Genomic DNA, 17,263 nt, shown 5'->3' with positions numbered 1-17,263 from the left:
ATATAAACGGATCGTAATAAACGGTCCATGGACGTCTTTGCGGCGATAGCCGAACCAAGCAGGCGGGCGCTCCTCGACATCCTCGTGCACGGCGGACGCACCGCGGGCGAGTTGGTCGATGCGCTGCCTGCCCTGAGCCAACCGGGCGTGTCGAAGCACCTGCGCGTCCTTCGCGAGGTCGGACTGGTCGATGTCCGAACCGATGCGCAGCGACGCGTTTACACGTTGCGCGCGGAGGCGCTCGCGGAAGTCGACCATTGGCTCGACCAGTACCGGAAGCTCTGGAACTGGCACTTGGATGCTCTCGAAGAGCACCTCGCAACGAAGAAAAAGAGGAAATCATGAAGGACCAAAAGCGCACGGGCGAAGTGATCATCGACGGCGAACGGGCTACCCTCGCCTTCGAGCGCCGCATCGCCCATCCCATTCAAGACGTGTGGACGGCGATCACCGATCCCGCCGAGCGGGCCGCGTGGTTCGGCCCCTCGCGCATCGACCCGAAGGTTGGCGGCGCCGTCGAGATGACGGCCGATGGTCCGCCCGCGCCGCCCGAGATCCGCGCGGGCACGGGAACGGTCACCGTTTGGGAGCCGCCTCGCGTGTTCGAGTTCACCTGGTTCCAAAAGATCATCGGCGAGACGGTGATGCGCTACGAGCTCACCGCCGACGGCGACGCGACCATCCTCCGTTACCTCCATCGCGGGCTCCGCGTCCGCGACGCGCAAGGTTACATCCCCGGCTCGCACGCGTACCTCGATCGCCTCGAGGCGCAGCTCGACCACGCGGCGCTGCCCGAGTGGAACGCGCGCTATGCCGAGGTCGCGCCGGCGTACGCGTAGGCTTCGGCCACGAGATCGGCGGTCTTCGCGATCCGGCCGAAGTCGGCGTGCAAGGTGGCCATGGTCGCGCGCGTGAGCTCGTCCGCGGTGACCACCGTGCCGTCCGGCGCTTTGAGGTCGAACGCGTGGGTGGCGTCGACCGCGAAGAGGAGGTCGTAACCGAGATCGCTCGCGACGCGCGAGGTCGTCTCGCAGCACATGTTGGTCGTGATGCCGGCGACGACGACTTGGGTGATCCGCTCGCCTTTCAACCACGCGTGCAGATCGGGCGTGCCGTGAAAGGACGAGTGAACGACCTTGGAGACGAGCAAATCGTGCCTGCGGCCCTCCACCTCCGGCTTGAATCGATTGCCGGGGTGCCCGGGCCGAAGCGGCGACTCGGGGCTCACCGAGTCGTGGCGCACCAGGACGATGGGGCGCTTGGTGGCCTCCCACGCATCGAGCAGCGCGCCGATGTTGGCCTCGCAGGCGGGGTTGTTGCGTTTGCCCCAATAGGCGAGGTCGTTGAATCCCATTTGAACGTCGACGACCACGAGGGCGGCTTTTCGGTCGAGGTGAATCATGACCGAGAGCATGGGCCGGGGCCGCCCGCGGCAAAAGTGGCAGAATCGCCAATCTAGGATAGATTTCTGCCAATGAAGCGCGTGGGGCTCATCGTCTACGACGGGGTGCGCACCTTCGATTTCGCGGTCGCGCACGAAATCTGGGGAGACGACCGCACCGATCTCGGGGTGCCGGAGTTCGAGCTGCGCCTCTGCGCCCCCCACGGGCGCGCGGTGCAGCTCGACAGCGGCCTTCGCTGCCAGCCCACCCACACCTTGGCGGGGCTCGCCCGCTGCGATTTGATCCTCGTCCTGGGCTCGTTGACCCCCGATCGCGATCCGCCGCCCGCCGTGCTGGCCGCGCTGCGGAAGGCGCGCGCGCGCGGCGCCACCATCGCCTCGCTGTGCTCGGGCGCCTTCGTGCTCGCCGCGGCCGGATTGCTCGATGGCCGGAGAGCCACCACCCACTGGCGGCTCGCGCCCGCGCTGGCGGCGCGCTACCCCGCGGTCGCGGTCGAGCCGGAGGCCCTGTTCGTGGAGGACGGCGTATGGACCTCGGCGGGGACCGCGGCCGGCGTCGACCTTTGCTTGCACCTGGTGCGGCTCGCGCACGGGGCCGGGGTCGCCAACACGGTGGCGCGCTCCTTGGTCACGGCGCCGTTTCGCGCGGGCGGGCAAGCGCAGTTCATCGACCGCCGCATCTTGGACGACGATGCGCAGACCGACCGCCTCTCACGGCTGCGGGACTTTGCGCTCGCGCACCTGCGCGAGCCGCTGCGGGTCAAGGATCTGGCGCGGCGCGCGGGCATGTCCGAGCGCACCTTTGCGCGCCGGTTCCTGGAGACGACGGGCGAAACGCCGCTGCAGTGGCTGGTGCACCAGCGCGTGCTCCTGGCGCAGCGGCTGCTCGAGTCGACGGGGTCGTCCATCGCGCGCATCGCGGACGAGTGCGGCTTCGGCTCGGCGCTCTCGCTGCGGCAACACTTCGTCAAGGCCGTCGGCGTCTCCCCGAGCGACTACCGCCAGAGTTTCCGCGGGGACCGCGCCCTGCCGCGATCGGTCGCGTGATCCGCTCGGCCGTCCACGTCCGCCTGTGCGGGTGGTGAATTCTTCCCTAATCTTGGCGAAAACGAGAAAGGAGCCCCCATGCTCGATCATGTCGGTCTACGCGTGCGCGATTTTCCCAAGGCCAAGGCCTTCTACAAGGCGGTCCTCGCCCCGCTCGAGTACGAGCTCGTCAAAGAAATCGGCCCCGAGATGGGCGTCGAATACGTGGGCGCCGGCTTCGGCCCGCGCGGCAAACCCGAGTTTTGGATCGGCGCCGGCACCCCGAACGGCCCCGTTCACGTGGCCTTCCTAGCCCCCAACCGCGCGGCCGTCGATGCCTTCTACAAGGCCGCCCTCGCCGCCGGCGCCGCCGATCATGGCCCGCCGGGCGTGCGCGCGCACTACCACCCGAACTATTTCGGCGCGTTCGTGCTCGACCTCGACGGGAACAACATCGAAGCGGTCTGTCACACCACCGCGTAACCTCCGTCGCGTAGCCGCCTAGCCGCGTAGCCTCACTCGGCCAGCGGTAAGACGATGCACGAAGGCGCACCGCGCGAGCGAAAGACGCGTTGGGTCGCCTTCGTGAAGTCGGAGTCCTGCGCCTTGTAGATGTTGTCCACGTACTTTTGCGGGTTGCGATCGATGAGCGGAAACAAGCTGCTCTGCACCTGCACCATGATCCGATGGCCGCGCAAAAAGGCGTGCGCGTGGGGGTGCAGATCGATCGTGTAGGGGACGACCGTATCGGCGGGGATGGGCTCGGGGTGCTCGAAGTCCTTGCGGTAGCGCCCGCGAAACACGTCGTTGGCGATCATGAATTGGTAGCCGCGCATATCGGGGGTGCCCGCGTCCGCGTTCTTCGCCCACGAGGCGTCCTCGGGGTAGACGTCGATCAGCTTCACCACCCAGTCGCTGTCGGTGCCCGACGTCGACGCAAAGAGCTCGGCCACGATATCGCCGTTGACCACGATGTCGCGATCGAGCACGTCGGTCTGCCAGGTAAGGACGTCCGGGCGGTGATCGACGAAGCGCTGATCTTCGAGGAGCCACGTCCGCCAGGGGTGCTCGGGATCCGAGAAGGTCGCCCCAATGGGGCGGTGGCGGTACGGGACCGGGTTCGCCGGATCGGAGACGTACGTATCGAACCCCTCGGCCTCGCCCTCCGCCGGAGCGTCGAACGAGAGCTTGCCGCCGGCCCGCAAATACAGCTTGCGCGAGGTGATCCCCGACTCGGGCGGAAAGCGATCGAACTTCTTCCATTGGTTCGAGCCGCTCTCGAACACGGTGGCCTCGGCCAGATCGAGCGGCCCGTCGTGCAGCCAGTGGGCAAACCATTGCCGGCGCGCCGCGCGGTAGTCGACGCTGGTGTCCCGACCAAAGTCGATGGCCCCCAGCTTGCGGCCGCCGTCTCCCCAGCTGCCGTGGTTCCAGGGCCCCACCATCACGTAATTGATATGCGCGCTGTCGTTCTTCTCCAGGCGCGCATAGATATCGAGCGGGCCGACGAAGTCCTCCTGATCCCAAAAGCCGGCGATGTTGAAGTTGGGGACGGTGGTTCGCTCCAGGTGGGTGCCCACGGCCATGCGCTTCCAGAACGCGTCGCGGTTGGGGTGCTCGACATAGTTGGTCCAGGTGGGCTTCTGCCCGTGAAAATAGCGCTCGTCGACGTGGGAGAGCGCGCCCAGGTCCAAGAAAAAGTCGTACGTGTCGCGCCGGTCGAACTCGAAGTGGAAGAGCTCGTTCTTCGACGACTCCATCATGGCCACGAACTCGAACGAATACCCAAAACGAAACGCGCCATTGTGATGGTCGTCGTCGTTGAGGAACATATCCGAGGGCGACGCCGCCTCGTGCACGGCGCGCAGGGCCGGGTGCGGCTCCAGCAGCGCCATCACCTGCGTCCAACCATCGTAGGACCCGCCATACATCCCGACCCGACCATTGTGGCCCGGGACGTTGTGGAGGAGCCATTCGATGGTGTCGTACGCGTCGGTGGTCTCGTCGGTGGCGCGGGGATCGTTTCGGTCCTCGCGCGGCGGGCGCAGCATCTCGAAGGTGCCCTCGGACTTGAAGCGCCCGCGCAGGTTTTGCTGCACCCAAATGTAGCCATCGGCGATGAGCTCGTCCTTGCCATGCCCCAGGGCACCCGGCTCGTCGTCGTCGCTCTGCGGGATGCCATAGGGCGTGCGCTGAAAGAGGAACGGCAGCGGCTCGCGCTTCTCCTTGGGGACGAAGATCACCGTCTCCAGCTTCACCCCGTCGCGCATCGGCACCATGGCCCGGATGACCTCGAAGCGCCGCGGCCGTTTGCCCTCTTGATGAAACGAGAGCCCCGCGCGCTGACGGATCATATAACCCGCGCCGCCCGCGAGCAGCGCGAGGAGCCCCATCAGAAAGAGCGCGGTGCGACCTCTCAGGGCGCGTTCCGGCTTGCTTGTTCGGCCAAAGGTTGCCATTCCCCTGCATCATAAAAGCGCTGCAGGCGCTGGCGATAGGGGCCAAGGTCGATCTTGTTTCGGGCCAGCCAGCCCTCGTCGAAATAGGTTTGCAAATAACGCTCCCCGCCATCGCAGATGAGGGTCACGATCGAGCCCGTTTCGCCGGCGGCGTGCATTTCCGCCATCAACTCGAGCGCACCCCAGACGTTGGTGCCCGTCGATGCCCCGAGCGCGCGGTGCAGGATGCCGCGCAGAAAGTGCACGGTGGCGTAGGACGCCGCATCCGGAATCTTGAGCATCCGATCCACGATCTTCGGCAAGAACGAGGGCTCCGTGCGAGGCCGGCCGATCCCCTCCACCCCGGATCCCTGCGCGACGAACACCTCGGGATCGTCGGTCTTGTAATAATCGAAATAGGCCGAGTGCTCGGGATCCACCACGCACAGCTCGGTGTGGAACGAGCGATACCGGATGTAGCGACCGATGGTGGCCGAGGTCCCACCCGTTCCGGCGCCGCAGACGATGAAGCGCGGCACGGGGTGCGGCTCGCGCGCGAGCTGGCTGAAGATCGATTCGGCGATGTTGTTGTTGCCGCGCCAATCGGTGGCGCGCTCGGCGAAGGTGAACTGATCCATGAAGTGCCCGCCCGAGGCGCGCGCGAGCTGCACGGCCGCGTCGTGCATCTGGCTCGCCGCCTCCACGAAATGACAGCGCGCGCCGTACGACTCGATCAGCGCGACCTTCTCGGGCGACGTGCTCCGCGGCATCACGGCCACGAACGGCAGCTCGAGCAGCCGCGCAAAGTAAGCCTCCGAAATGGCGGTGCTGCCCGAGGAGGCCTCCACCACCGTGGTGCCTTCTTTGATCCAGCCATTGGCGATCCCATAAAGAAAGAGCGATCGCGCCAGACGGTGTTTGAGGCTCCCCGTGATGTGGGTCGATTCGTCCTTCAAGTAAAGCTGCACCCCATGGAAGTGCGGCAGGTCTACCTTCAGCAGGTGCGTATCGGAGGAGCGGTTGAAATCCGCTTCCAGCTTCGCCATGGCCGCACACTGCCAGTTGGTACAGGCTCGTCGAAATCGTGTCGTTTGGTGCATCGCGTGTCGCACCGTAGGACAAGAAGCCAGGGTCCGAAAGACGAGGCGGCTCGGAGCGACCGCACGGCTCGCCATTTATTCTCCAGCGCGACGATGTTCGCTCGAACGAAGCAATATTCGCTCGGGCGAAGCGGTATTCGTTCGAGCGAAGCAATCTTCGCTTGAACGAAGCGGCGATCGTTCGGCGAAGCGGCGCGCGATTTTTTCGAAGTAGCGCTAATTGGCAATCGAGCAACGATTGCTCGACATTGCGCAACTTCTGCTCAAGGCGATTTCACGCGACAGCGTCGCGCATGGAAGCTAAAGACGAATACGTTATTCTTCATTCGGGAGGTCACGATGAAATGTATTCAACTTGCATTCGGCGCCGCCGCGCTGATCGCCGGATGCTCCTCCACCATGGACACGGGTCCCGAGGATCGCGACGTCGCGGCCATGGATGGTGCGGAGGCCCCCGCCTCCGCGAGCGCGGCCTGCAGCGGAAAATGGAGCGCCGGCGTCGAGACCACGGCTGGCATTCCGGAGCTGTCGGAGGCCTCGGGGCTCGCGTCCAGCAAAGCGCACCCGGGGTGGGGCTGGGTGATTCGCGATTCCGGGAGGCCCGCGAGCCTTTATGCGATTCGCGCGAACGCCAATGGCGTCTTCACCGTCAAGGAGCACCCCGTGGTCGGGCAGGGCGCCAGCAACCGCGATTGGGAGGACGTGGTGTACGGCGAAAAGAACGGCAAGAGCGTCCTTTACATCCTCGACACCGGCGCCAAGCTCATTTACGAGATCGGCGAGCCGGAGCCCGACGGCACCGCCGACGCCGAAGTCATTGCAAAATACAACTATACGTTCCCCGATTCGGTGAGCGGCACCTGCGGCCCCACGAACAACGCCGAGGCCATCTTTCTCTTTCCGCCGGTGACGGGGAAGCTCCACATCGTGCGCAAAAAGAGCAACCCGGCGCAGGTCTATGTGCTGGACGCGCCGCGCCCGGGCAGCACCACCACCCTCGCCAAGGTGGGGGAGCTGAAAGACGCGGGGTGCATCTCGGTGGCCTCGGTCTCGCACGACGGCACCTTGCTGGTGACGGCCGCGCACGAGTCGATGCGCGTGCGCAAGGGAACGGGCACCTTGGCGAGCCTTTTGTCGGGGGCCATCGTGTACGAGTCCTCGGCCGCCAAAGGCGACAGCGTGGAGGGCGGAGACTTCTTCCCGTGGGGGAGCTGCGGGATCACCTTGGTCGCCGAGGGCAAGAACACCTTCGTGTTCGACCCGGCGCCGTAACCAACCGGCTCACCGAGCCATCACGCGAGCGACGCCGCATCGCGCGCGGAATGAAGCGGCGCTCGGTGGCCTTTTGCGCCCTCGAGCGCCGCGATCACCGGCATCACACGGTAACGCTTGCGCACCTCGGAGATGGGCTCCGCCAACAGCGACTCCCAGTCGATGCCGAAGATGGGTTTGGCGAAGCGGCCCATGCCCCAGCCCACCGAGATGGCATCCATCCGGCGCACGCGGTCCTCCATGGCGTAGAGGGCGGTGTTCAGAAAGCCGGCCGCCAAAATGGCCAGGGCGAGCGGAGAGCGGAATTGGGCGAGGTAGAAGGCCTGGAGCCCGAGCTCGCCTGCCTCGTCGACATCGAAGCCGGTGAGCGCGTGCCAGAGATCGTGCGTCTCGTACAGGTGCGCGCGGACATAGGCGCGCGGATCGCTCGCCGGTAAGGTCGGCAGCGCGGACGGATCGATCTTCGCGGTGCGCAAATGATCGTAGAAGCTCTTGCCCAGGCTCCCTTCCGGATAGGATGCGAGGGCCGGGAGATCCCAAGGGGGCAAGCGCCGCAAGGTCGCGAGCGCGGTGGCGCCCTCCTCGGTGCGCTTCAAGTCCTCGATGACGGGCACGAGGAATTTGTCGTTTTCGAGCGAGTCCGCCAAGGCAAAGACGGGCTCCAGGCGTTTGGTGTTCCGGACCACGCTCACGAATGCGTGGAGCCCTTTGACGGCGGCGATCGGATTCATCATGATACGAATATGTGAGCGCACACTCACATTTTCTACTCGCATCCCGAAGGGGGCTACCCGTGCCCAAGCGACCCGCCGTTGAACCGAGAAAAAAGCCATCTCAAGCTCGTTCGCAGGCCACCGTCGACGCCATCTTGGAGGCGACTGTTCGCGTTTTGACCAAGGTCGGTTACGACCGCGCCAGCACCAATCGGGTGGCCGCGGCGGCGGGGGTCAGCGTCGGCTCGCTCTACCAATACTTTCCGAACAAGGAGGCGCTCTTGGTGGCCCTGGTCGATCGCTACCACCAGCGCCTGATGAACGTGACCTTCGACCGGATCGCGCGCGCCAACGCCCAGGACATTCCGACCGCGGTCCGCGAGGTCATCCAAGCCGTGGTGGAGGCCCACGTCATCGATCCCGTGGTGCACCAGATTCTGGTCGAGCAGATCCCGCGCATCGGGAAGCTGGGCGAGATTTTGAGCGACATCGAGGTGCGCACCATCCCGGTGGTGCGCACCTACCTGGAGCAGCGAAAGGACGAGATCCGCATCCGTGACCTCGACGCGGCCGCCTACGTCGTGGTCGTTGCCGTACAATCGCTCACCGATCGCATGGTCCATCACAAAGATAAAGCAGAGCTGTCACGCCGCATCGACGCCACGTGCGATCTCGTGACCCGTTATCTCATGAACGATACGGTTTCGCTCGAACCGCCCGCGCGAGGAAACCTCCCCGAAATAAAACCGGAGTATGCTCCGGTATCGAGTGCGCTTCGACAACTATGATGCGGGCGACTTTTACGATGAAATGTTCGAGGCGGGGGACCGGCCCAGGCCCGAAACCGCGGTGCTCGCCCGGAAGCTGGAGTCGCTCTCGGCGGAGGAATTGCGGGCGCGTCAGGTAGCGGCCGAACGGGCGCTTTTGACGCGCGGCATTACCTTCAATGTGTACGGAAGCGATGCCGGTACGGAGAAGATTTTTCCGTTCGACATCATTCCCCGGGTCATGCCGGCGTCCACATGGACCACGATTGAACGAGGGCTCAAACAGCGCGTGATCGCGCTGAACCTTTTTCTCACCGACATTTATGGTCCGCAGAAGATTGTAAAGGAAGGCGTGGTGCCGCAATCGCTGGTCGCGTCGGCGGCCGGGTTCCTCCCCGCGTGCCGCGACGTCAAGCCGCCGCGCGGGATCTATTGCCACGTGGTGGGGACCGATCTGGTGCGCGACCGCGACGGGCAATTTTACGTGCTGGAAGACAATCTGCGCTGTCCCTCCGGCGTCTCGTACGTGCTCGAGAACCGCCAGGTGATGAAGCGGACCTTCCCGCAGGTGTTCAATCAATCGCGGGTCCGTCCGGTCGACGTCTACCCCGGAAAGCTCCTGGAGACGCTCCAGCATTTGAGCCACGTGGCCTCCCCCACGGTGGTGGTCCTCACCCCTGGTGTGTACAACTCCGCGTACTTCGAGCACTCCTTCCTCGCGCAGCAAATGGGCGTGGAGCTGGTCGAAGGCCGCGACTTGGTCGTATTCGATGGTCGCGTGCACATGCGCACGACCAAAGGCTTTCAGCGGGTCGACGTGATTTACCGCCGCATCGACGACACCTTCCTCGATCCCAACACGTTCCGCGCGGACTCGATGCTGGGCGTGCGCGGGCTCATGGACGTCTTCCGAAGCGGCAAGGTGGCCCTGGCCAACGCCCCCGGCACCGGCGTGGCCGACGACAAAGTCATCTACACCTATGTGCCGCGCATGATCGAGTACTACCTGGGCGAGCAGGCCATCCTGCCCAATGTGCCCACCTACCGCTGCGAAGACGCGCGCGATCGGCAGCACGTCCTCGCCAACATCGCCGATTTCGTGGTCAAGGCGGCCAATGAGTCGGGGGGCTACGGGATGCTCATCGGGCCGCAAGCCTCGGCGGCCGAGCGCGAGGAGTTCAAATTGCGCATTCAGAAGAATCCGCGCGAGTACATCGCCCAGCCGATGCTCGGGTTGTCGCGCGTGCCTACCATCGTGGACGAACGCATCGAGGGCCGGCACGTGGATCTGCGGCCGTACGTGCTGTATGGGGAGGACATCTTCGTTCTGCCGGGCGGCCTGACGCGGGTGGCGCTGCGCAAAGGCTCGTGCGTGGTGAACTCGTCGCAAGGCGGCGGCAGCAAGGACACCTGGGTGATCGCCGAAGATGGCGGGCCAACGCAGACGCAGTCGCAGTCGCAGTCGGGATCGCAAACGGAAGCGAACGGGAAAGACTGATGCTCAGCCGGGTCGCCGACGCCATTTATTGGATGAACCGCTACATCGAGCGCATGGAGAACGTGGCGCGGTTCATCGACGTGAATTTGAACCTGGCGCTCGACTTCTCCGACCTCGACGCGCAATGGGAGCCGCTCGTCCGCACCAGCGGCGACACGGAGCCCTTCAAGGAGCGCTATGGCGAAGCCACCCGCGACAACGTGCTTCGTTTTCTCACCTTCGATCGCGACAACCCCAACTCGATCATCACGTGCCTGGCCAAGGCGCGCGAGAACGCACGTTCGGTGCGCGAGATCATCTCGTCGGACGTGTGGGAGCAAGTCAACCGCGCCTACCTGATGGTGATGGACGCCGGCCGCGGAGATGCCGCGCTGGACACCCCGTACGAGTTCTACTCGGCCGTCAAACAGGCCGCGCACCTGTTCGTGGGCATCACCTACCTCACCATGAGCCACAACGAGGCCTGGCACTTCGGCCGCCTGGGCCGGCTCCTCGAGCGCGCCGACAAAACGTCGCGCATCCTCGACGTGAAGTACTTCATTTTGCTGCCGAAGCCGGTGGACGTGGGCACCACCATCGACGAGCTCCAATGGGCGGCCCTTCTGCGCTCGGCCAGCGCCTTCGAGATGTACCGAAAGAGCCATGGCTCCATCTCCCCCGCCAAGGTCGTCGGCTTCTTGATGCTCGACTCCAAGTTCCCGCGCTCCGTGCGCTACTGCCTCAACAAAGCCGAGCGCTCCCTTCACGCCATCACGGGCGCGCCCATCGGCACCTGGACGAACCCCGCCGAACGCGAGCTCGGTCGCCTCACCGCCGAGCTTGCGTTTGCCGAGACCAAAGAGATCCTCACGCGCGGCCTTCACGAGTACGTGGACGATCTGCAAAAGCATCTCAACCACGTCAGCGACGCCGTTTACTACACCTTCTTCACCATGAAGCCCATCGCGGAGGAAGACGCGATCGTGCCGTCCATGCCGCTCCCTCCGCTCTCGAGCGCCAAGTTGCAATAGCGACGGCGCGGATCACCAAACGCGAACCCTGGCGCTCGGCTCCAGGTAGAGCGCCTCGCCCGGCTTGACGTCGAAGGCGGTGTACCAGGGGTCGAGGTTGCGCACGGTGAGGGCGCGGTACTGCGGCGGGGCGTGGCCGTCGGTGGTGAGGCGGCTTCGCAAGGTCTTCTCGCGCAGCTTGGTTTGCCAGCCCTGCGCGAAGGCGAGGAAGAACAGTTGATCGCCCGAGAAGCCGTCTTGGGTGGGGGCCTGCGCGCCATCGAGGGAGGCGCGCCAGGCGTCGTAGGCCGCGGAGAGGCCGGCCAGATCGGCGATGTTTTCCGCGAGGGTGAGCTTGCCGTCGACGGACGCGTCGGGGAACGGTTTGTAGGCGCTGAATTGGGCCGCGAGGGCGGCGCCCGAGGCTTCGAAGTGGGCGAGATCTTCGGGCGTCCACCAGTTGACGAAGCGGCCGCGTGCGTCGAACTTCGCGCCCTCGTTGTCGAAGGAGTGGCTGATCTCGTGGCCGATGATGGCCCCGATGGCCCCATAGTTGGCGGCGGGCACCGCCTTCGGATCGAACAGAGGAGGCGAAAGGATGGCGGCCGGGAAGTTCAGCGCGTTGCGCACGGGCAAATTGACGGCGTTGACGAGCTGCGGGGGCATCGCCCACTCGCCGCGATCGATGGGGCGGCCCAGCTTTTCGAGCGCGCGGCGGTACTTGAAGAGCTCCGCCCGCTCGACATTGCCGTAAACGTCGCCGCGCACGACCGAGAGGCCCGAGTCGTCGCGCCAGGCGTCGGGGTAGCCGACGCCGACCTTCAAGGTCGCGAGCTTCTCCTTCGCCTTGGCCTTGGTCGCCGGCGACATCCACGTGAGCGCGTCGATGCGGCGTCCAAACGCCGCGACGATGTTGGCGACCATGGCTTCGACGGCGCGCTTCGTCTCCGGCGGGAAATAGCGCTCGACATACATCTTTCCGACGGCTTCGCCCAGAATCTCGCTGGTCGCGTCGAGCGAGGCCCGCCACCGCGGCGGGAGGGCCTCGGAGCCGCGGAGCTCTTTTTCGTAGAAGGCGAAGTGCTCCTCGCGGAGGGGCTTCGAAAGGAAGCGCGCCATCGGGTCCACGGCGCGCGCGGTGAGGTAGTCCTTCCACACGGCCACGGGCTCGCTCTTCACGAGCTTGGCGAGGCCCGTCACCGCGCTCGGCTGCCAAACGATGAACGCCGTCTGGCGCTCGAGCCCCGCGCCCGTGAAATACGCGTTCCAGTCCAGCCCCGGCGCCTTGGTCGCAAAATCGGCGCGGGCCCACGGGTTGTTCCCCTTCGAGACATCGCTGGAGTCGACGCGCGCGACGTGCGCGGCGGCGATCTTCTTCTCCAGCCCGAAGGCGCGCGCGGCCTTGGCGTCGGCGTCGGCGATGCCGGCCAGGCGCAAGGTGGTGGCGAGGTGGCGCACATAGGCCTCGCGGTACTTCTGCATGCGCGGAGATTCGTCGAGGTAGTAGCCGCGATCGGGCATCCCCAGCCCGCCTTGAACGAGGTACGGCGCGTAGCGGGAGGGCTCGTTGATGTCCTGCTCGACCCACAGACCGAGGACATTGTCGGTGTGGAGATCGGTGCTGTTCATCACATCGACGTCGGCGCGGAGGGTGCTGCCGAGGTACGTCGCCAGCGCGCGCGCATCGGCGATCTTGGCGATCTTCTGGAGCACCGGGGCGAGGGGCGCGACGCCGCGCGCGTCGATGCCCGCTTCATCCAGGTAGCTCGCATAAAAGTCGCCGACCCGCTGCACCCCGGGGCTGCGCGCCGCGCCCGGACGGGCCGCTTCTTCGAGCAGACCGCGGGTGCGCTTTTCGATCTCCTCCGCGATGCGGAGCCACACCCCGGTGCGGTTGCGATCGGCCGGGATCTCCGCCTTGGCGAACCACGCGCCGTTGGCGTGCATGAAGAAGTCCGTGCCCGGCTTCACCGAGCGATCGATGGCCGTCCGATCGATCGCGTGACCGCTCGCCTCGGGGGGAGGCGGCGCGCTCGCAACGGGCGCGGGCGCAGGCGCGGGAGAGGCGGGCGCGGGTTGCTGCGCGGGGGGCTGCTCGGCCCCGCCGCAACCCGGGAGCGCCGAGGCGAGCGGCAACACGCAGAGCGCGAGGAGCGGGACGAGGGGCGAAGGGGGTCGAGGGCGGAGGGGTGCGATCACGTGCGCAGGATAGCGCGGTTTCAACGATTTTCGGGGGTCTTCACGACGTGCGTGAGGGGGCGCGCGTGCGGATCGCTCGGAAAGGTCGCCGCCGACAGAGCGGCGATATCGCGGGAAATACGCTGAATTTCGGCGCGGGGCAGCTTTCCGGGGCCGATGACGCGATCGCAAAAGAAGGTGCGGCAGCCAAAGGGACGCGACGCGTAAACGCGGCACTTTCCCGTCTCGGAGAGGAGCGGGCACGCGCGCTCGGCGGCGGCAGCCGCGGCGATGGGGAGGCGCCGCACGAGCGCGCGCTCACCGCCGAGCCCCGCGATCGCATGTTGAAGCTCGGCGCGCTCGACGGCGGTCGGATACGGCTCGCGACCGGTGATCCCAAAGCGGCAGCACTCGGTGCTCGCGTCGCACGAATAGGGGGCGAGGGCTCGGTCGACCTCGGCATAGAGCGCTCGAAGGTGCGCGCGTGCGGGATGACTCTTCCAACTCGGGGCCTTGCCCCGCTCCCGTTTCGCCGGGTGATCCATCGTCGATACCGTATACTCCGCGGCGGTTCGATGAGCGAGACAGGCGCGCAGCAGCTTCAACTCGAACAGTTGCTCCGGGATCGCTCGTCCTCGGGCGCGCTGGAGTCCCTCGCCGAGCTCGACCGAGAGCGCTTTTTGGCGGCCTTTTCATCGGCGAGCCGCAAGTTCGGCAAGAAGGCGCTCCTGCTCGACGACGCCGAGCGCCGCGCGCTGCACGCGGCGGGGATCACCTGGTCGCTCGAGGGGTGGAGCACCGACGAGCTCGCACGCGTGGTCGCACTCGCACGCATCGCAACACACCTGCGTCCCGCTGCGAGCGACGCATCGCTTGCACCCGGCGCGGCGGCGGCTTCTGGCGTTGCGGCTTCCGGCGCGATGGCGCCCGGCGCGGCGACTTCCGGCGCGGTGACTTCCGGCGCGGCGGCGGCTTCCGGTGCGATGGCGCCCGGCGCGGCGACTTCCGGCGCGGTGACTTCCGGCGCGGCGGTGACTTCCGGCGCGGCGGTGACTTCCGGCGCGGCGGCGGCTTCTGGCGCGGTGACTTCCGGCGCGGCGGCGGCTTCTGGCGCGGTGACTTCCGGCGCGGCGGCGGCTTCCGGTGCGGCGGCTTCTGGCGCGGCGGCCGATGCCATGGTGGACCTGGTTCGCGAGTGCTATGCGCGCGGTGACAACCGTGAGCGCTCCGCCGTGTTGCGTGCGCTGCCGTTTTTGCCCGGTGGGGCGGAGCTGGTTCCGCTCGCCGTGGAGTCGTGCCGGAGCAGCGTGGATACGGTTTTTGGTGCCATCTGCTGCGACAATCCTTTTCCGGCGGACCATTTTCCGGAGGGGAGCTTCTGCCAAATGGTCATCAAGGCGCTCTTCACGGGCACCCCCGTCGCCCGCATCGTGGGCCTTCGCGGTCGCACCACCCCCGAGCTCGTTCGCATGGCGGGCGATTTCGCCTCCGAACGCCGCGCCGCGGGCCGCGCCATCCCCGACGATCTCCAGCTGTTGCTCGGACCAACCCCATCGAGAGGCGAAACGTGACGTTCTTCGATCCGCATATTCACATGACCTCGAGGACCACCGACGACTACGAGGCCATGGCCGCCGCTGGCATCCGCGCCATCATCGAGCCCGCGTTTTGGCTGGGACAGCCGCGCAACCACGTGGGCACCTTCGAGGACTACTTTGCGTCGCTCATCGGGTGGGAGCGCTTTCGCGCGAGCCAGTTCGGCATCGTCCATTACTGCACCCTGGCGCTGAACCCCAAAGAGGCGAACAACCCGCGCGTCGCCGCCGACGTGATCGCCCTGCTCCCCAAGTACCTCGAGAAGGACGGCGTGGTGGCCGTGGGCGAAATTGGATTCGACGACCAAACGCCGGAGGAGGACACGTACTTCGCCATGCAGCTCGAGCTCGCGAAGCGCTTCGATCTGCCCGTCCTCGTTCACACTCCGCACCGCGACAAAAAACGCGGCACCGAGCGGAGCCTGGCCCTGGTCCGCGAACAACGCTTTCCGGAGGAGCGCGTCCTCATCGATCACAACACCGAGGAGACGCTCCCCCTGGTCCTCGACACCGGCTGCTGGGCAGGGCACTCGATCTACCCCAAGACCAAAATGGACGAAGGCCGCATGGCCGCCCTCGTCCAAAAGTACGGCGCCGAGCGCATCCTCATCAACAGCGCCGCCGACTGGGGCATCAGCGATCCGCTGAAGGTGCCCAAGACGGCCGCCCGCATGCGCGAGGTGGGCATCTCCGAGGCGGAGATCGCGCGCATCGTCTGGTCGAACCCCGTAGCCTTCTTCGGCCAAACGGGCCGCATCGATCGGGAGGAGCTCGCCGAGCGCGCCGCCATCGATCAAGCCCAGCTCTGGGAGGGAAACTCCGTCCTGCGCGGACAAGCGCCGCGCCGCACGGGCGAGCTCCCCGAACCGTGAGCGCACACGGACCATGCACCCCACCGTCGTTCTGAATGTCGTCGGCCTCTCGCGCAATCTCCTGGGCGAGGCCACACCGAACCTCTCCCGCATGGTGCGCGACTTCGGCGTGCGGCCGCTCACCACCGTGCTCCCCGCCGTCACCTGCTCCGTTCAATCGACCTTCACCACCGGGCTCCTGCCGCGCGACCATGGTTGCGTGGGCAACGGTTGGTACTTTCGTGATCTGGCCGAAGTTTGGTTTTGGCGCCAATCCAATCATCTCGTGGAGGGGCGCGGCGGCGGGGCCAGCGAAAAGATCTGGGACGCGGCCAAAAAGCGCGATCCCTCGTTCACCTGCGCCAAGCTGTTCTGGTGGTACAACATGTACAGCACGGCCGACCTCGCGGTGACCCCGCGCCCGCTGTACCCCGCCGACGGCCGCAAAATCCCGGACATCTACACGGAGCCCGCGGCGCTGCGCGAGGAGCTCAACGACCGGCTCGGGGCCTTTCCGCTCTTCCACTTCTGGGGCCCCAAGGCCGATCTCCGCTCGAGCCGCTGGATCGCGGACTGCGCCAAGCACGTGTATACTACACGCAAGCCGACGCTCACCCTCGTGTACCTGCCCCACCTCGACTACAGCCTGCAAAAGCTCGGACCGGACCATCCGCGCATCGCCTCGGAGCTGCGGCAAATCGACGGCGTGTGCGGGGACTTGATGGACCACTTCGGCCGCCAAGGCGCGCGGATCATCGTGCTCTCGGAGTATGCGATCACCAAGGTGCGTGGGGCGGTGCACATCAATCGCGCCCTGCGCGAGGCGGGCCTTTTGCGGGTGCGCGAGGAGCTGGGGCTGGAGAAGCTGGACGCCGGCGGCTCGGAGGCCTTCGCGGTGGCCGACCATCAAGTGGCGCACGTGTACGTGCGTCGAAAGGAGCGCCTCTCGGAGGTGAAGCGCCTCCTCGAAGGGCTCGATGGGGTGGAGCGCGTCCTCGACGAAGAAGGAAAGCGGGCGGCGTTTCTGGATCATCCGCGCTCGGGCGATCTGGTGGCCATCGCCAACGCGGATACCTGGTTCTCCTATTACTATTGGCAAAATGACGACAAGGCGCCCGACTTCGCGCGCACCGTCGATATCCACCGCAAACCCGGTTACGATCCGGTGGAGTTGTTCGTCGATCCCAAATTGAAGCTCCCGGCGCTCCGCGTGGGGGCGAGGGTCGCCCAAAAGATGCTCGGCTTTCGGATGCTCATGGACGTCATCCCCCTCGATACATCCCTCGTCCAAGGCTCCCACGGCCGCCCGACCGATGAAGCGCACGGCCCCGTGCTCCTCTCGACCGAGCCTTCGCTTTTGCCCGAGGGCGCCATCGCCGCCACGTCGGTAAAGGACATCGTCCTCCGCCATTTGTTCGCATAGCGCCGGCTCTT

The 17,263-nt window shown here is 66.2% G+C and carries 18 protein-coding genes; 11 read left to right on the top strand and 7 right to left on the bottom strand.

The genetic code is table 11. The features are described from left to right. The first annotated feature begins 27 nt into the window (after positions 1-27). Entirely contained in the window at positions 28-345 is a 318-nt protein-coding gene (locus LZC94_48375; protein ID WXB15622.1) for a metalloregulator ArsR/SmtB family transcription factor, read from the top strand. Next, a complete protein-coding gene (locus LZC94_48370; protein WXB15621.1) occupies positions 342-839 on the top strand; it encodes an SRPBCC family protein in 498 nt (165 codons plus the stop codon). The genes LZC94_48375 and LZC94_48370 overlap by 4 nt, the downstream gene beginning before the upstream one ends. On the opposite strand, the gene LZC94_48365 is transcribed toward LZC94_48370, so the two are convergent. After that, the gene (locus LZC94_48365) at positions 809-1,402 is read right to left on the bottom strand and encodes a cysteine hydrolase (protein ID WXB15620.1); all 594 of its coding nucleotides are present in this window, start codon (positions 1,400-1,402) and stop codon (positions 809-811) included. The two genes, LZC94_48370 and LZC94_48365, sit on opposite strands and share 31 nt — an antisense overlap. A gap of 72 nt (positions 1,403-1,474) precedes the next feature. Here LZC94_48365 and LZC94_48360 point away from each other — a divergent pair, with 72 nt between their 5' ends. Continuing rightward, positions 1,475-2,449 carry a helix-turn-helix domain-containing protein gene (locus tag LZC94_48360; protein ID WXB15619.1) on the top strand — a complete coding sequence of 325 codons (975 nt, stop codon included), beginning with the start codon at positions 1,475-1,477 and terminating at the stop codon, positions 2,447-2,449. Between the two features lie 78 nt (positions 2,450-2,527). Then, positions 2,528-2,911, top strand: coding sequence for a VOC family protein (locus LZC94_48355; GenBank protein WXB15618.1), 384 nt, complete (start codon positions 2,528-2,530; stop codon positions 2,909-2,911). 32 nt (positions 2,912-2,943) lie between these two features. Here the strand turns inward: LZC94_48355 and LZC94_48350 are convergent, their stop codons facing one another. Both LZC94_48350 and LZC94_48345 read right to left on the bottom strand, forming a co-directional pair. Then, positions 2,944-4,821, bottom strand: coding sequence for a CocE/NonD family hydrolase (locus LZC94_48350; GenBank protein ID WXB15617.1), 1,878 nt, complete (start codon positions 4,819-4,821; stop codon positions 2,944-2,946). A gap of 23 nt (positions 4,822-4,844) precedes the next feature. Beyond that, positions 4,845-5,966, bottom strand: coding sequence for a PLP-dependent cysteine synthase family protein (locus LZC94_48345; protein WXB15616.1), 1,122 nt, complete (start codon positions 5,964-5,966; stop codon positions 4,845-4,847). A gap of 339 nt (positions 5,967-6,305) precedes the next feature. Here LZC94_48345 and LZC94_48340 point away from each other — a divergent pair, with 339 nt between their 5' ends. Continuing rightward, entirely contained in the window at positions 6,306-7,238 is a 933-nt protein-coding gene (locus LZC94_48340; GenBank protein ID WXB15615.1) for a hypothetical protein, read from the top strand. A 20-nt stretch (positions 7,239-7,258) separates the two neighbouring features. Here the strand turns inward: LZC94_48340 and LZC94_48335 are convergent, their stop codons facing one another. Beyond that, complete coding sequence (locus tag LZC94_48335; protein ID WXB15614.1) at positions 7,259-7,972, bottom strand: Coq4 family protein; 714 nt, start codon at positions 7,970-7,972, stop codon at positions 7,259-7,261. A gap of 59 nt (positions 7,973-8,031) precedes the next feature. Here LZC94_48335 and LZC94_48330 point away from each other — a divergent pair, with 59 nt between their 5' ends. The 3 genes from LZC94_48330 to LZC94_48320 are packed head-to-tail and all read left to right on the top strand — an operon-like array spanning position 8,032 to position 11,226. Further along, the gene (locus tag LZC94_48330; GenBank protein WXB15613.1) at positions 8,032-8,739 is read left to right on the top strand and encodes a TetR/AcrR family transcriptional regulator; all 708 of its coding nucleotides are present in this window, start codon (positions 8,032-8,034) and stop codon (positions 8,737-8,739) included. Then, entirely contained in the window at positions 8,705-10,216 is a 1,512-nt protein-coding gene (locus LZC94_48325; protein ID WXB15612.1) for a circularly permuted type 2 ATP-grasp protein, read from the top strand. Before LZC94_48330 ends, LZC94_48325 begins: the two co-directional genes overlap by 35 nt. Further along, entirely contained in the window at positions 10,216-11,226 is a 1,011-nt protein-coding gene (locus LZC94_48320) for an alpha-E domain-containing protein (protein WXB15611.1), read from the top strand. Before LZC94_48325 ends, LZC94_48320 begins: the two co-directional genes overlap by 1 nt. Positions 11,227-11,238: 12 nt before the next feature. Here the strand turns inward: LZC94_48320 and LZC94_48315 are convergent, their stop codons facing one another. Genes LZC94_48315 through LZC94_48305 form a run of 3 tightly spaced genes read right to left on the bottom strand, consistent with a single transcriptional unit; the run spans position 11,239 to position 14,560 of the window. Beyond that, on the bottom strand, positions 11,239-13,404 hold the full coding sequence (locus tag LZC94_48315) for a M13 family metallopeptidase (protein ID WXB15610.1): 2,166 nt from the start codon (positions 13,402-13,404) through the stop codon (positions 11,239-11,241). Positions 13,405-13,424: 20 nt separating this feature from the next. Further along, a complete protein-coding gene (locus tag LZC94_48310; protein ID WXB15609.1) occupies positions 13,425-13,928 on the bottom strand; it encodes a YkgJ family cysteine cluster protein in 504 nt (167 codons plus the stop codon). Between the two features lie 56 nt (positions 13,929-13,984). Beyond that, entirely contained in the window at positions 13,985-14,560 is a 576-nt protein-coding gene (locus LZC94_48305) for a hypothetical protein (GenBank protein ID WXB15608.1), read from the bottom strand. Between LZC94_48305 and LZC94_48300 the strand changes: the two genes are divergently transcribed. Genes LZC94_48300 through LZC94_48290 form a run of 3 tightly spaced genes read left to right on the top strand, consistent with a single transcriptional unit; the run spans position 14,559 to position 17,252 of the window. Continuing rightward, complete coding sequence (locus LZC94_48300; protein WXB15607.1) at positions 14,559-14,954, top strand: EboA domain-containing protein; 396 nt, start codon at positions 14,559-14,561, stop codon at positions 14,952-14,954. The two genes, LZC94_48305 and LZC94_48300, sit on opposite strands and share 2 nt — an antisense overlap. 23 nt (positions 14,955-14,977) lie before the next feature. Further along, positions 14,978-15,850, top strand: coding sequence for a TatD family hydrolase (locus tag LZC94_48295; GenBank protein ID WXB15606.1), 873 nt, complete (start codon positions 14,978-14,980; stop codon positions 15,848-15,850). Between the two features lie 13 nt (positions 15,851-15,863). Further along, positions 15,864-17,252, top strand: coding sequence for an alkaline phosphatase family protein (locus LZC94_48290; GenBank protein ID WXB15605.1), 1,389 nt, complete (start codon positions 15,864-15,866; stop codon positions 17,250-17,252). The last annotated feature ends 11 nt before the right edge of the window (positions 17,253-17,263 follow it).

The sequence above is a fragment of the Sorangiineae bacterium MSr11954 genome (assembly GCA_037157815.1).
Classification (GTDB): domain Bacteria; phylum Myxococcota_A; class Polyangia; order Polyangiales; family Polyangiaceae; genus Pendulispora; species Pendulispora albinea.
The sequence above is the reverse complement of the archived record's forward strand: the minus strand, read 5'-3'. Positions and strand labels throughout refer to the sequence as shown.